Annotated in this window: 11 protein-coding genes, 1 tRNA gene and 1 riboswitch; of the genes, 10 read left to right on the top strand and 2 right to left on the bottom strand. The window is 40.2% G+C overall.

The genetic code is table 11. The annotated features are described in order from the left end of the window. Positions 1-3: 3 nt before the first annotated feature. Together F606_RS0105050 and F606_RS0105045 are read right to left on the bottom strand one after the other, a co-directional pair. A complete protein-coding gene (locus F606_RS0105050; protein WP_019552791.1) occupies positions 4-1,746 on the bottom strand; it encodes an ABC transporter permease in 1,743 nt (580 codons plus the stop codon). 176 nt (positions 1,747-1,922) lie between these two features. After that, positions 1,923-2,094: riboswitch (M-box (ykoK) riboswitch) on the bottom strand. 122 nt (positions 2,095-2,216) lie between these two features. Continuing rightward, the gene (locus tag F606_RS0105045) at positions 2,217-4,184 is read right to left on the bottom strand and encodes a methyl-accepting chemotaxis protein (protein WP_019552790.1); all 1,968 of its coding nucleotides are present in this window, start codon (positions 4,182-4,184) and stop codon (positions 2,217-2,219) included. Between the two features lie 284 nt (positions 4,185-4,468). Between F606_RS0105045 and F606_RS0105040 the strand changes: the two genes are divergently transcribed. The 10 genes from F606_RS0105040 to F606_RS0104995 all read left to right on the top strand — a co-directional run bounded on the left by F606_RS0105040 (position 4,469) and on the right by F606_RS0104995 (position 15,139). Further along, entirely contained in the window at positions 4,469-5,935 is a 1,467-nt protein-coding gene (locus F606_RS0105040) for a DUF3375 domain-containing protein (RefSeq protein WP_019552789.1), read from the top strand. Continuing rightward, a complete protein-coding gene (locus F606_RS0105035; RefSeq protein ID WP_019552788.1) occupies positions 5,935-6,540 on the top strand; it encodes a DUF4194 domain-containing protein in 606 nt (201 codons plus the stop codon). Before F606_RS0105040 ends, F606_RS0105035 begins: the two co-directional genes overlap by 1 nt. Continuing rightward, positions 6,527-9,907, top strand: a complete 3,381-nt coding sequence (locus F606_RS0105030; protein WP_019552787.1) for an ATP-binding protein — start codon at positions 6,527-6,529, stop codon at positions 9,905-9,907. The genes F606_RS0105035 and F606_RS0105030 overlap by 14 nt, the downstream gene beginning before the upstream one ends. 375 nt (positions 9,908-10,282) lie before the next feature. After that, the gene (locus tag F606_RS0105025; RefSeq protein ID WP_019552786.1) at positions 10,283-10,672 is read left to right on the top strand and encodes a response regulator; all 390 of its coding nucleotides are present in this window, start codon (positions 10,283-10,285) and stop codon (positions 10,670-10,672) included. Continuing rightward, positions 10,665-11,540 carry a hypothetical protein gene (locus F606_RS0105020; RefSeq protein ID WP_019552785.1) on the top strand — a complete coding sequence of 292 codons (876 nt, stop codon included), beginning with the start codon at positions 10,665-10,667 and terminating at the stop codon, positions 11,538-11,540. Before F606_RS0105025 ends, F606_RS0105020 begins: the two co-directional genes overlap by 8 nt. 163 nt (positions 11,541-11,703) lie before the next feature. Continuing rightward, positions 11,704-11,793: transfer RNA gene (locus tag F606_RS0105015), tRNA-Ser, on the top strand. Positions 11,794-12,054: 261 nt separating this feature from the next. Next, a complete protein-coding gene (gene dnaX, locus F606_RS0105010; RefSeq protein ID WP_019552784.1) occupies positions 12,055-13,782 on the top strand; it encodes a DNA polymerase III subunit gamma/tau in 1,728 nt (575 codons plus the stop codon). Positions 13,783-13,900: 118 nt separating this feature from the next. After that, entirely contained in the window at positions 13,901-14,236 is a 336-nt protein-coding gene (locus tag F606_RS0105005; RefSeq protein WP_019552783.1) for a YbaB/EbfC family nucleoid-associated protein, read from the top strand. Continuing rightward, a complete protein-coding gene (gene recR, locus F606_RS0105000) occupies positions 14,237-14,833 on the top strand; it encodes a recombination mediator RecR (RefSeq protein ID WP_019552782.1) in 597 nt (198 codons plus the stop codon). It abuts the gene before it with no gap. 60 nt (positions 14,834-14,893) lie between these two features. Continuing rightward, positions 14,894-15,139: a pro-sigmaK processing inhibitor BofA family protein gene (locus F606_RS0104995; RefSeq protein ID WP_019552781.1), complete on the top strand. Its 246-nt coding sequence runs from the start codon at positions 14,894-14,896 to the stop codon at positions 15,137-15,139. Positions 15,140-15,562 lie beyond the last annotated feature (423 nt).

Genomic DNA, 15,562 nt, shown 5'->3' with positions numbered 1-15,562 from the left:
CTCCTAGTCAATGTGATATTTAACTTCAGCTAAACGATATAAGCGATGCCAGACAAAGCGATTGATCATTACAACGAAAATGCACATGACCGTAATGCCCAAAACGATTTTGGGCCAGTCGCCCTGTGTTGTGGCCTGACTGATATAGGCACCTAATCCAGTGGCCACGAGATCGTTTTCGTGCCAGCTGACTAACTCGGATACGATGCTTGCATTCCAGGCCCCACCGGAAGCGGTAATCAAACCAGTGACGAGATGGGGGAAAATGCTGGGTAGAATCAATGTTTTCCATTTTTTCCAACCCTTCATATTGAATATGGAGGATACTTCGATTAAATCATTGGGGATGCTGGAAGCACCAGCAATTACATTAAACAGGATATACCATTGCGTACCGAGCATCATGAGTGCAATGCAGCCCCACTGAAAATCTACATGGAATTTAACAAATAAAATGGTGATAAAGGGAAATAACATATTTGCCGGAAAAGAAGCGGCTATCTGAATAACAGGTTGGAATATTTTTGACAGTTTAGGCGTTAGACCGATTTTTACGCCTATTGGAATGGTCCAGATCAGACCTAATAACAAAGCAATGATGACTCTGATAAATGTATAGAAGCCTAATTGCAGGATCGAGAAAAGTTCACGAGGCTCCATCGCAGCGAGCATGGCAAAAGCTTCCTGGGCAGGCTCGGCTAACAGATAAAGAACGCCAACGGTAAGACAAAGTGGCACAATAGTCGGCAGACCTTTTATCGATGTTTGGCTTTGCATACGCAGACTGGCAGCGGTTGAAAGTTCCGCTATTTGATTGAAGACGCAGTTAAAGACTTTACATAAAGGATTCAAAACCCATTCATTGATTAAGCGAATTAACGCAGAGCGTTGTAGCAAATTATAGACATAGGAAGAAGGTATATCTGCGGATTCGGATAACTCAATTTTGAATTTTTGGCTCCATACGACGAGGGGCTGCCAAAATATTTGATCGACTAAAATAATCATACAGAGCATAGTGAATATGGAATATAAAATTGCTTCCATATTACCAGCTTCTACCGCAGCCGCTAAAAAGGAGCCAACACCAGGTAGATGAATATTTTCGCCTAAAACACTGATAGCTTCACTGGCGGCGAGGAAAAACCAACCACCGCCAAAAGACATCATGCCATTCCAAACCAAGCCGATCATTGCTACGGGAAGTTCTAGCTTTATTAATTTTTGCCACCAGTTCAAATGCAAGATAGCGGCGGCTTCCTGCAAATCCTTTGGTGTTGTAACCAAAGAGTGATAAAAGCTGAATGTCATATTCCAGGCTTGCCCGGTAAAAATGGCGAAAATAGAAGCACATTCCACGCCCAGTAAACTTCCGGGAAAGAACGCCATAAAAGCAACAATTGTTACGGATAGAAAACCTAAAACTGGAACGGATTGCAGAATATCCAGTAATGGAATTAATATCTTTTGGGCAAATTTGTTTTTTGCTGCAATATAGCCATAGATAAATGTAAAGATTAAAGAAGCTCCAAAGGCAATAAACATTCTGAGCAAAGAACGTCCGGCGTAATAAGGCAGCATGTCTGGTTCAAGTGAGATTGCCGGCTGCTGTTCTGGTGAAAAAGGAATGCTCATACCTGCCCCGAGTTTTAAAATCGTATAGAATAAAATAAAAATAAAGGCTAAAATAAAAAAATCTATTATACTAAATTTTCGTTTTGATATGTTTGCTGTAAATAAAGCCATGATAATTTACCTCCATGCATTAAGAATATCGTTGCTATTTTTAGTTGACTTTCTAATAAAATTGAACTACACGATCGACTGTCACTATCGTCCATTCTTAAGCACCCCTTTCAAAACAAAAAGACCTTCCGCAAGACGGAAGGTCCAAAATTTTCCCATAGAAAAAACAGCTGACGAAGCCTTCCCAATCGTTCAAGTTTTAGCACTGCACAACGTAGAGTCAAATAATTCTCAGCCACCTTAAGTAATACCTTATGTCGATAATACCTGTTCTACCCGTTGGCATCTCTCGATGTTTCGGGGCAGTGGCCTGTGTTCATACAGGAACCTCACCTAACGGAATCTATAAATTTGTTTTTATAATATGGCTTATTTATTTATAAGCAAGATTTACTATATACTTTTTATCTGAAAAATATATGAAAAAACGCAAAGATTGATTACATATCAATCTTTGCGTTATATATAAGTTAAATTTTAAATTTGTTGATCATATTATGCATTTCTTCCGCCAACTCGGCTAGGGCATGTGAAGAAGAAGCAATTTCCTGCGTGGAAGCAGATTGTTCTTGTGTCGCGGCTGAGATTGTCTGCGTCTTTTCGGCCGTTTCATGACTTACCGTATTAACATCTGCGACGGATTGGAGGATGTTTTGTCCGCCGGCAGAGACTTGCTGCACGGAGGCTGATATTTCCTGCATTTTTGCGCTGATTGCTTCTACCATAGCAATGATACGATTGAATTCACTGCCAACATTTGTGATGGCAGCGGAGCCGGTTTTTACTTCTTCCGTACCATTATGCATAACTTGTATCGCATTTTGTGTATCTTGCTGGATTGTAGCCACGAGGTGTTTAATTTCTTCGGTAGAACGTTGCGACTGCTCAGCAAGTTTGCGCACCTCTTCCGCTACTACAGAAAATCCGCGGCCTTGCTCTCCGGCACGGGCGGCTTCAATCGCCGCATTCAAAGCTAAGAGGTTCGTTTGATCAGCAATTCCAGAAATCACATCAATGATTTGGCCGATTTCTTTCGAGTTTTCGCCCAGTCTGGTTACGACATCAGCCGACTGTCCTACCGAAGTTTCGATATGATTCATTTGCGTGATAGCGTCATTCATTAATTTTTTGCCGTTTTCGGCAGCAGTAGCCGTTGTGACCGTTATTTCAGCTACTTTGCTGGTATGGTCAGCGGTTTTGGTGATTTCCTGAATGATTGTATTCACATGATTTGTCGTGGTTTCAATCGTATCCATTTGATGGGACATTCCATTGGATACATGGGTGATGGTTTCTGCTACATGATTAGAAGCTTCAGCTGATTGTGATGCGCCCGCTGTGAGTTCTTCGGATGATGCGGCAACTTGTTCCGAGACGGTAGACATTTTAAAGATAAGGTCATGCAAATGAGAATTCATAATATTAAATGCATTCGTAAGCTGTCCGATTTCATCAGCGGATTCGATCGGCATTTTTTCCAAGCGAAGATTTCCTTCTGCCATTTGATTTGCCTGGTTCGTCAATTTTGTTATTGGTCGTGTAATTTTACCGGAGAATTTCAAACAAATAAAAATCATAAGAAGAAGTCCAAGCAGTGTTAAAAGACTATACCCATATTTGAGGGCAGCCAGGTCACTGTATATTATTTTTTCGGGGATGACGCAGCCTACAATCCAGCCTGTAGACGGTACTGTATTATAGGTAAAAATCATTCTGTCACCGCCCAGGTCATACGTGAAAAAACCGGTACCGTTATGTAGGATGTCATTGGCATGTTCTTTTAGTTCAGGCAGATCCGATATATTTTTCGATATATTTTCTTGATTGCCATCGGCGATAATAAGTCCATCGGCATTTAGGATGAAGCCCGTGCCGCTACCGTTGTATTTTAAAGATTCCGTTTGTTTTTCGAGAATATCGAGAGCGATATCCGCACCTAAAACGCCTTTGAAGTTTCCGGCTTTATCTTTAAGTGGATAGGCTGCGGATACGACCATTTTACCAGTTAATGCATCGACATAAGGGGCAGTAAAGATGAGCTTGTTCTGAGCTTTGGCATCTTTGTACCAGCCACGAGTCAAGGGGTTAATATCACCAAGACCTTTGGAGTGCGAAATAAATTTTGCATCGCTGCTGCCAAAATATACTTCTTGAATATCTTTGTCATCTTGGGCACCGCTTAAATGATCTTGCGTCAAAGGAATGGAACCGGCAATATCCATTGTCTGCAGTGTATGGGACATCATTTCAATTTCATTGCCTTTCGACGTAAGCCAATGATCGAGATCGGCAGAATTTGATTTTACAATGCCAGTCATTTCTTTTTCAATACTGGCGGTTAGATATTTTTGCGCTGTATAATAACCTGTGATCGAAACAATTCCTAAGATACAAGCCACAATACCAGCTAAAATAAAGAATTTTTGTTTGATTTGCATAAAAAAAACGTCCTCTCCTAAATAAAGTGCACATTATTCTTAATTATAGCAAAAATGCAAAAAAATCTCCACTGAATTAACAGACTTTTGACCTAAATAAACAAAATAAAAATATTTTGGGGACGGATGAATTTGAAATTCTGACGATTTATATGTAGAATATTTAATGCAGCTTATCTAGATTATGAAAAATTGAGGGAAATTCAGGTAACCCTTGCATTTTGGGGATGCTTTGCATAGAATTAGGGTTACGCTATAAATTGAAATAAGCAGGTGTGAAAGATATGGTGAACATTGCAGATCATATGACATATGAAATGCTTGGCGAATTACGTGCGAGTAATGCTGCCTGGCGGCTTTTGGCAGCGCCGCAGACACAGTTGATTCTGGCTTTTTTAAATCAGGAATTCATTGCTGTGAGCCGGCGTTCGATTACAGAGGCTGAACTGATTGCCGATTTGAGAGATTTTATATATATAGTGAATCAATCCGGCAATGAAGAGAAGTTTAACCGACCAGCTAAAGAATACCTTGAAATTTGGGCTGATCCTCAGCATGCCTGGCTTAGACGCTTTTATTTAAAGGATGAAGCAAATTATGATTTGACGTCAGCAGCGCAAAAAGCGATTGAATGGGTTTTGAGCCTCAAGCGACAACGGTTCGTCGGAACGGAATCAAGGCTGCGAACGGTTTTTGATCTTTTGCATCAAATTGTAGAGGGTTCAGAGCAGAATGCAGAAGCACGGCTCAGGCATCTTGAAATAGAAAAACGAAACATTGAACGGGAAATTGAACAGGTCAAAGCTGGGAAAATAGAAGTCTTAGACGATGTCCAGATCAAGGAACGGTTTTTGCAGGCAGCTGCTACGGCACAGGGGATTTTGGCTGATTTTCGTGAAGTTGAGGAGAATTTTCGTGCTTTGGAGAGGCGAATGCTCGATAAAATTGTTACCTGGACGCAGGGGAAGGGCGAGCTTTTAGAAGAAATTTTTCTAGAGTCAGATGGTATCAATCATTCGGAGCAAGGTCGTAGTTTTAATGCATTTTGGAAATTTTTAATGCGGTCATCTCAACAAGAAGATTTCCAACAGACAATGGATAAAGTTTTACATATTACAAGTTTAGAAGAAGCGGCTAAAGAAATTGATATGACCCAGATTAATAGAGATTGGTTCACGGCAGCCTCTCAGGTTCAGTCTACGATTGCCGTTTTATCAAAACAGCTTCGCCGTTATGTCGATGAAAATTATCTGTCGGAAGAACAACGAATTTATGCCTTGCTGCAAAATATCGAAGTGAAAGCACTGCAGGTTCGCGATTGTTTGCCACGTGGTGATTTTATGATGATAGATGCCATAGTGCCTGACTTTGAACTGCCGATGGATCGTCCCCTCTTTGTACCACCGCAGCATATACAGCTGCAAAATCAGTTTTTGCAAACAGGGAAAGAAGAACCATCCGTGGAAACAATGTTTGAACAGGTATATGTTGATAAAAAGATTTTGCAGCAAAATATTGAAACTTTATTGAAAACAAAGACGTCTGTCTCACTGGCTGAGGTAATTGATGCCTATCCATTACAACAAGGACTCACTGAATTATTAAGTTATATGGTACTGGCAAGTAAAACAGCCGATGCTGGATTTAGTGAACATGATTTTGAGGAAATAGCTATGAAAGATATGGAAGGGCGAGATTTGTTGACAAAGTTAGAGAAGATTACATTTTCGTCTCAACCGGAGGTATTATAATGGACAAAGAACAAGAAATTAATTTTTCAAGGGTCTTGATTACATTACTGCGTGGTGTTGTCTTTAAAGAAAGGCAGCTGGCTCTATGGCAGTCCGTCTTAGAGCATCGTCATTTAATTGCTGATTATGTGAAACGGTTAGGGCTGATCCTAATTATTGATGAAATGGATGAATATGCATATTTGAGGCAAAGCGAACAAGACTCGCTGCCTCGTCTGGTACCACGCCGACAACTCAGCTATCCAGTTTCTGTATTGCTTGTTTTGCTGCGTAAACAGCTGGGAGAATATGATTCTGTGAATGGTGACAGTCAATTGCTGATTACAAAATATGATATTGTGGATAAGATGCGAGTTTTCTTTGCGGCTACGACGAATGAAATAAAATTCAGCCAGGAGGTTGATCGCCATATAGCAAAAGTCGAAGAAATGGGCTTTTTACGCAAACTGAAAACGCAGGATGATACCTATGAGGTAGAGCGGATTGTGCGGAGTTTTGTCAATGCGAAATGGCTGCAAGAATTTGATGAACGATTGGCAGACTACATAGAATATGGTGCAAAATCGGAAACGAAAGAGGAGGATGGCATGAATGGACTTATTTGATTTTGAAAATCCTGAAGGCATCGATAAACTTGGTTTCCGTTTACAAAAACTTGAAATCTATAATTGGGGAACATTCCATAATAAAGTATGGACATTAAATTTAAATGGGGATACATCTTTATTGACAGGGGATGTCGGTTCAGGGAAATCTACTTTGGTCGATGCACTGAGTACACTTTTGGTACCGCCGCGTAAAGTGATGTATAACAAAGCTGCGGATGCCAGTGCAAAAGAGCGGAATTTAACTTCCTATGTGCGTGGGTATTATGGACAAAAGCGGACGCGTGAAGGCGGGGGACAACCAGAATCACTGCGCAATTCCGATCAATATTCCGTGATTTTAGCGACTTTCTCTGATATAAATCTCGGTGAAGTCGTAACCTTAGCACAGGTCTTTTGGTTTAAAGATGAACAGCGCTGGCCGGCTCGTTTTTTTGTCTTAGCGGATAAAACACTGCTTATTACGGAGCACTTCAGTAATTTTGGCAGTGATATTAAAAATCTCAAGAAAAGGCTGGATCGTGATCATTACATTCACATCTATGAGGATTACCCGCCTTATGCACGTGAATTCCGTCATCGGTTTGGCATTCGCCAAGCGCAAGCCATGGACTTGTTTCAACAAACGATTTCAATGAAAAAAGTGGATGAACTGACAAGCTTTGTTCGACAAAACATGCTTGAAGTACCAGATACAGCCGATGATGTAAAAAATTTATTAGGGCATTTTTATGATCTGGATATGGCACATCAAACAGTACTTAAAGCCAAAAACCAACAAGCGCTATTGCAGCCGCTTGTCGAATTAGGCAAGACCTATGATGCGGCGGGCAAACATACGAAGCAGCTGCAATTAATGCAGTTGACTTTAAAACCATGGTTTGCTGAAAAAGAAAATCTGCTTTTACTTGACGAAGTTACGGACTTGACATCTGATCTCAGCGAGACGGAACAGAGATGTACAGGGCAAACGGTTATTTTACAAGGAGTGGAAACTGAGCTGAACACGATCTCTCGTGAAATGGATCAAAACGGCGGACGACGCCTGGAGACATTGCAGCTCGAAATTAGTAAAGACAAGCAGATGCTTGCCTCCTGTAAAAAATCATTGGAGCAGTACAATCGGCAGGCAGAACTGTTGGGGCTTGCGACACCAGTTTCAGAAGCTGTTTTTCACTGTAACCGCGAACAGCTAACTATCTGTAAGCGAGACGAAGGAGACCTTGCGCAGGAACTGGCTGAAGAGCTTGCTGATTATGAAATTAGCTGTAATGAAGTGGAAAAAGAACGTAAACAAATTGGTGAAGAACTAGAATCTCTGCGACTGCGCCAATCAAGTATACCGCGTGAGTATATTGAAATTCGCAATCGTTTATGTTGCAGCCTTGATTTAGCTGTAAGCGAAATGCCATTTATTGGTGAACTGATTGAAGTGAAAAACACAGAAAGCGATTGGGAAGGCGCCATTGAGCAGTTATTGCATACGTTTGGTCTATCCTTGTTAATACCGGATTCCCATTATACCGAGGTCGTGAATTGGATTGAAAAAACACCACTGCATTTACGTTTTGTGTATTATCGTATCGTGGATGAAGCGGTTGCGATAGCTAAAGTAGATGACGATTGCATGATGGTCTATACAAAGTTGAATTTTAAACGGGATGCCAGATTTTCTGACTGGGTGCGCAGCGAAGTACATAAACGATTCCGTCATATATGCGCCGAAACAGTACAGGAGTTTAAAACTGCCGACTATGCGTTGACAAAAGGCGGGCAGATTAAAACTGGCAAACAGCGCCATGAAAAAGATGATCGACATAGTTTAAACGATCAGCGCCGCTACATTTTAGGGTTTTCAAATCAAAAGAAAATTTCGCTGTTAGAACAGGAAATTGAAAATTTGACGGGTGAAGTAAAACGCTGGAAAAAACTCCGTCGTGAAATCAAAACAAAACAAATTGAAAATCAAACACGAATTACGGCGATTACAATAGTAACGGAAGTAACGGACTTTGAAACGATTGATTGCTCTGGCGTAGAAAAGCAGATTCTTGCTAAACTGCAAAGATTGACGGAGCTTGAACATCAAAATGAAACGTTGCAAACTTTAAAAGAAAAACAAGAAGAATTAACATCCTTGAAAGAAAATGCAGCAAGAATTTTGAATATGACAAATAAACATTTATACCAGACACAGCTGTTACTAGAACAAAAAAATGCGAAAATGAAGGTCAATCGCATGTTGGCCGACCAAGTGGAAGCAACAATCCAAAAGCAGGCTTATCCGTATCTTGAAGCAAATTATACGGCAGCCCTGGGGGATAAAAAGATCAATCTACTTGAAATCATATCGCTTGAAAATACATATGCAATTTGGATTTCGGCACAACTGGAAACAGCGAGCTGCCTTTTAGCTGAAACGGCGACAAGTCTAACTCGACTTATGACACAGTTTTCGGTCGTTTACCCGCAAGAGACGATGTCGATCGATGCTGCACCGGAAGCTGTGGGGGAATATGAAAAAATTTTACAGCGGCTTGAACTTGATGATTTACCGCGTTTTGAGACGAAATTCAGAGAATTACTGAAAGAAAATACAATCAATCAGATTGCTTTATTTCATGGAAAACTTGAGTTGGCTTGTGCACAAATTCGTGAGCGTATTGATATGATTAATCACTCTTTAAATGCCATTGATTACAATGATGGGCGGTATATTCAAATTGAATATACTATTTCAGCCGAACATGAAATTAAACAATTCCGCATGCAGCTGAAATCTTGTACAGATAGTGCGCTGGCAAATAATGATGATGAACAGTATACGGAAGAAAAATTCAACCAGATCAGAGAAATACTGGATCGCTTTCGGGGGCGGGCTAATTTCGCTGAAGAAGATCAACACTGGATGGATAAAGTGATTGATGTACGGAACTGGTATACCTTTGCTGCATCGGAAAAATGGCGTGAAACCGATGAGGAATATGAACATTATACCGATTCAAGCGGGAAATCTGGTGGTCAAAAAGAAAAATTGGCCTATACAATCTTAGCTGCGAGTCTGGTCTATAATTTTGGGCTGGAAGCAAAAAATAAACGGATACAATCGTTTCGTTTTGTTGTGATCGACGAAGCCTTTTTAAAAAGTTCGGATGATTCCGCCAGATTTGGGTTAGAACTTTTTAAAAAGCTTGATTTACAACTGCTGGTTGTAACCCCGCTATTAAAAATTGCCACAATTGAGCCATTTGTTACACATGTTGGTTTTGTTTATCAAAATGAAGAACAACATCATTCCTATTTGCGCAACTTGACGATCAAAGAATTAAAACAAGAACGAGCTGTATATCGACAAATTGAACGGTAGATGGTGCTAACATTGAAAAAATAGAGTATGCGAAAAAAGCATAAAATCAGTCATTCTTGTTAAAAAATTAACATTGGACAAAGGGAAACTATTTTTGCTAACGAATATAATAAGGCAGGATAGTATGGTAAGTTGAATTAAAGAAGGCTACTTCACTTATCCACTTACTGGAAATTACGCAAAGAATATTTAGTTCAACGAATGATAGGATGAAGTAAGAATTTCTTTCTGATAAACGGACAAACAGGTCTAAATTCTTATTTTTGTGAATGTTTATTCAAAACGATTTATGTTATAATAAAATGGATATTTGGAGTTGGTAGTTCACAGGGTTGATTTAGGATGCAAGACATTCAGATTCGCTAAGGGGGACGGATGATATTGACTAGAAAATTGAAGATTTTAATCACGGATGATTCACTATTGTTACGCAGAAAGTTGAAACAGGAACTTGAAAGTTTGGGTTGCGAAGTATTTGAAGCTAAAAACGGTAAAGAAGCGGTCATGATGTATCTGGCAAATCAGCCGGATGGCACTTTTTTAGATATCGTTATGCCGGAAGTAGGGGGGCTTGAAGCCTTAAAGGCAATTCGCAAAATAAATGAGAAAGCGCAAGTTATTATGTTATCTTCAACGGGAACATCAAGTAAACTAGTGGAAACACTGAAGTTCGGAGCCATTGATTTTATTCAAAAGCCCTATACGACCCAGCAGATAAAAAAGACACTGGATGATATCAGAAAGAAGGTTGAGGCGGATGCTTAGCCAATATTTTGCTCAATATCTACTGAACCATCATTTCTTGACAGCGCAGCAGGTTCGTGAACTGCTTGATGCTGAAAGTAAACATCATGTCAAACTTGGCGTCTTGGCGATGAGTCAAAACCTAATGACAGCAGAACAAGTGGAACAAGTGCATCATTTACAGGTCAGCTGTGACCGACTTTTTGGTGAAGTGGCCATTGATGAAGGTTATTTGACAGAATCACAAGTTAAGACACTTTTGCATGCACAAGACAGTGGTAACTTAAATTTGGGACAAGCAATCATTGATAAAAATATTATGTCTTTACCTCAGTTGGAAAAAGTTATTCAAGATTATAAAAAGAACAGCAACATGGTCTTGACCGATGCATTAAGTCTTATCCAGTTGAGCAAAATTGACTTTTCTGAGATTGAAGAGGTTCGCGAATTATATACGGAATATACGGATCTTTTCTTACGCTCAGTCCTTCGTTTTATGGATACAGCAGCTGTTGTTGATCCCCATGCTGAGTTGGTTCATACGGACAAAGAAACGGTTGTGGTATCGCAGCGGTTGATGGGCGATGTTATTTTAACTACAGGAATTTTGGCAGAAGAAGCCGTTTTCTTGGAAATGGCCCGACGTTATAGTCAGGAAGATATTACAGAAGTGAATGAATTGGCGATTGACAGTGTGTCTGAATTTTTAAATGTGACAAATGGATTATTTGTTGTCAATTTGTCCAACCGGCATTTAGATGTTGACTTGGAACCGCAAAAATTTGCTCGCAATGAAGTACCGTTTGGCAATAAACAGGCTATTATACATGTAAATACTCGCTTTGGCGGCTTTGAATTGATTATTGCTGCCGATGAAATCATTTTTTAAATGCTAATATTACAGGAGTTCAGGGATCATTAAGATCCCCTGTAATATTAGCAGTCTGGCGTTAAAAAAATAATGTTGACAATAATGCCAATAGATGATAATATATATATCGTTGCAGATGACATGCAACGTAACAAAATATTCATCAATATTCAAGCACAATGGAGAGTTGTCCGAGCGGTTGAAGGAGCACGCCTGGAAAGCGTGTGTACGGGAAACTGTACCTAGGGTTCGAATCCCTAACTCTCCGCCATTAAAATTAAAAATAAAAATTCCTTTTTAAGGTCGGACCGCGGTGCCTTGGTCTTGCGCAATGGAAACTTGCGAATCCCGTCAGGTCCGGAAGGAAGCAGCGGTAAGTGATCATTTTCATGTGCCGTGAGGTTGCCTGGGGGCTGCGGCCCGACGTTAAAAAGGAATTGTATAGAAAATAAAAGCAACCTGTCGGGTTGCTTTTTTGTTATAATAAGCATTAAGCAGCATAAAGGCATTTGTAAGGCAGGGAGAGATGGTAATGGCCTACGTAGCATTATATAGAAAATGGCGACCAAGTAATTTTGAGAATTTAATTGGGCAGGAACATATCAGTAAAACATTGGCCAATGCTATTAATTTAGATAAAATTGCTCACGCTTACTTGTTTTCGGGGCCGCGCGGTACAGGGAAAACAAGCATGGCTAAAATTCTTGCCAAGGCACTGAATTGCGAAAATGGTCCAACGGCTGATCCTTGCAACGTATGTGCAAATTGTGAAAAAATAAATAAAGGTACATCCATGGATGTATTTGAAATTGATGCAGCATCAAATCGTGGGATTGATGAAATCCGTGACCTGCGTGAAAATGTGAAATTTGCTCCGGTGGATGGACGCTATAAAGTTTATATTATTGATGAAGTACACATGCTGACGACAGAAGCATTTAATGCTTTGCTGAAAACACTGGAAGAACCACCGTCACATGTCGTGTTTATTTTAGCGACAACGGAGGCACATAAAGTGCCGGCAACGATTCATTCGCGCTGCCAGCGGTATGATTTTAAACGCATTACTGTAGCTGAAATACAAAAGCGTCTTGAATTGGTCCTGCTAGATTTAAAGATCCCCGCTGAACCGCAAGCTTTGAAATTGATTGCGATTCATGCGGATGGGGGGATGCGAGATGCGCTCAGTATCCTTGATCAGTGTTGTGCAAATGATTCTGAAAAAATTAGTGCCGATCAAGTTCGGCAGCTATTGGGATTGGTTGGACATGAATGGATTTGGAAAATTACCGATGCTTTGGCAGATAAAGATTCAAAAGAAATTATTACCATTTTGGATGAACTCATCCGCAATGGGAAAGATGTAAAACAGATTTTGACAGAAATTGCATTACATATGCGAAGCGTAATGATTTATCAGGCCGCTGGCAGTGTTGCTGGTATTGACTTATACAGTGATCGTGAAGACATTTTAAAAGGACATGCGGCTAAATTTACGCATAATGAACTGGCGATTATTATTCAAAAGATGCATGAAGCGCTGAGTGAAGCGAAATGGTCGCCTCAGCCAAGGATTACTACAGAAGCAGCCCTTTTGTCATTGTGCTTTTCAAAAGTAAACGCATCGACTTCTGGCGACGTTCTAGCAACAGATGATGGACTACTAGAGCGTGTGAACGAGCTGGAGACGCAGCTGAAAGCGGTTTTACAACTTATGAAAAAACAACCAGTCGCAGCTTCGAGGCCAGTGTCTGTTGCGACAAGTGGACCTTCAGGTGGAGCACAGTATGCAAAGCAGCAGCCTAAAACAAGTGAAGTACGGGATCTTCCTAGCGATGGGGCTATTGATGCAAGTGCACAATCTGTTTGGCAGCAGCTGCTCAACACGCTGAAAGAACATGGCAAGGCTCCTGTTTTAGCATGTGTTGGTCAGGGGGTATTGCGTGGGTTGACGGATACACAAATGTTTATTGCATTTAAAGGATCCTTTCAAAAAGCACGTACTGAACGAAATGATTATCGCGAAATGCTGGAAGAGATCTTGCAAGAGATTTGTCAGCGCCCAATTCGGATTGTTTGTACATTAGAAACTGCCGCTCCGCCGAAAGCACCGACAAAAGCCAAGCCGAAGCCGATTCAAACGCAGCCGGCTAAGCTGGAGATTGACTACACAACGATGACGGAGCAGGAAAAACAAACTCTTGATACAGCGGTCGCGGTATTTGGTGATAATTTTGTCAAAAAAGAAGATTTGAAATAATCAATTGAAACGATAATTTAGGGTTTGACGAGAATCCACAATTTTGATAGTCTATGATATAGAGATTATTTAATCCAAAATGAAATAAATTTGCAATAGTATGAAGGAGGCCATTTATATGTTTAACGGAATGGGAAACATGGGGAATATGGGCGGTATGATGAAAAAAGTTCAAAAACTGCAAGCCGAAATGGGGAAAATGCAAGAAGAATTAAAAACTCGAACAATTGATGTATCTGCAGGCGGTGGGGCAATTAAAGTTGTCATGAATGGTGAAAAACAAATCCAGTCACTTATCATCGATCCGGCAGCGGTTGATCCTGAAGATGTAGAAATGCTGCAAGACCTGATTTCAGCAGCAATTAATGAAGCTGTGAAAAAAGTGGACGATTTGATGGCAAGCGAAATGGGCAAACTTACCGGCGGATTGAATTTACCACCAGGAATGTTTTAAATGCAATATATCGCACCCCTGGCTAAATTGATTGAGCATTTTCGTTCGTTACCTGGTATTGGGGCGAAAACAGCAACGCGGTTGGCTTACCATATATTAGATATGGATGTTGAAAAAGCGAAAGCATTGGCAAATGCAATTATCGAAGCCAAAGAAAAAATTGGTTTTTGCAATACCTGCTTTGATTTAAGTGATACAAATCCTTGTAAAATCTGTACATCGGAAAATAGAGATCGTTCTATCATTTGCGTAGTTGAACAGCCGCGTGACGTTGGAGCGATGGAACGTATGCGGGATTTTAAAGGATTGTATCATGTTTTACACGGCACATTGTCACCGCTTGAAGGAATTGGACCAGATGATATTCGGATTAAAGAACTTTTAAACAGGCTGTACAGCTCGGATGTCAAAGAAATTATTATGGCGACGAATCCGAACGTCGAGGGTGAAGCTACGGCAATGTATGTTGCCAAGCTTCTGAAGCCAATCGGTATCAAAGTAACGCGTATCGCACATGGTCTGCCCGTTGGCGGCGATCTTGAATATGCAGATGAAGTCACTTTATCGAAAGCACTCGAAAATCGTCGTGAAATATAAACAAAGAACTGGAGCAGCTACTGGCTTGCTCCGGTTGCAATATAAATTGGAGGTACTTTTATGGAATTTAGTATGTTGATTGCCTTTTTTATAGGCTTAGTTGTTCTTTATGCAATTGGTAAAGTTGTTTCTCTGCCGATGCGTTTACTGTGGAAACTTATTACCAACAGCATTATCGGCGGAATTATGCTTTGGATTATTAATTTGTTTGGTGTTGGGTTACAAATCAATTTGATAAATGCTTTAATTGCTGGTATTTTCGGTATACCTGGCGTCATTGGTTTAATTATTTACAAATTCATCTAAATAACGAAAAAAAGTATTGACAGCAAAACTAAAAGAGTGTAGTATATTACAAGTCGCCAATAACAACGGCGAAAACAAAAAACGAAATCATCGATTCACTTGTCTTTAACGCAAGTCATCAACTGGTTTCGAAAAAAGATATTGACAGCCGTTTGCGGATGTGATAATCTATACAAGCTGACTTAAGCAAGTGCCAGCAACGTGTTCTTTGAAAACTAAACAATGTAGAAAACAAAAAGATATATGTACACCAACATGTATCAAGCCAGATGTGCGGTTTTCGAACGCTTGCGTTTGAAAACAACAACTAACAATTTCTTTTAACAAAAAAGATAATTTAGATTTTTAAAGAGCCTATCAAGGTTCTCTAATATAATTTATTGGAGAGTTTGATCCTGGCTCAGGACGAACGCTGGCGGCGTG

This window comes from Propionispira raffinosivorans DSM 20765, assembly GCF_000381065.1.
In the GTDB taxonomy this organism is placed as follows: Bacteria; Bacillota; Negativicutes; order Selenomonadales; family Selenomonadaceae; genus Propionispira; species Propionispira raffinosivorans.
Note: the sequence above shows the minus strand (reverse complement) of the source record. Positions and strands in the feature narration are given on the sequence as shown.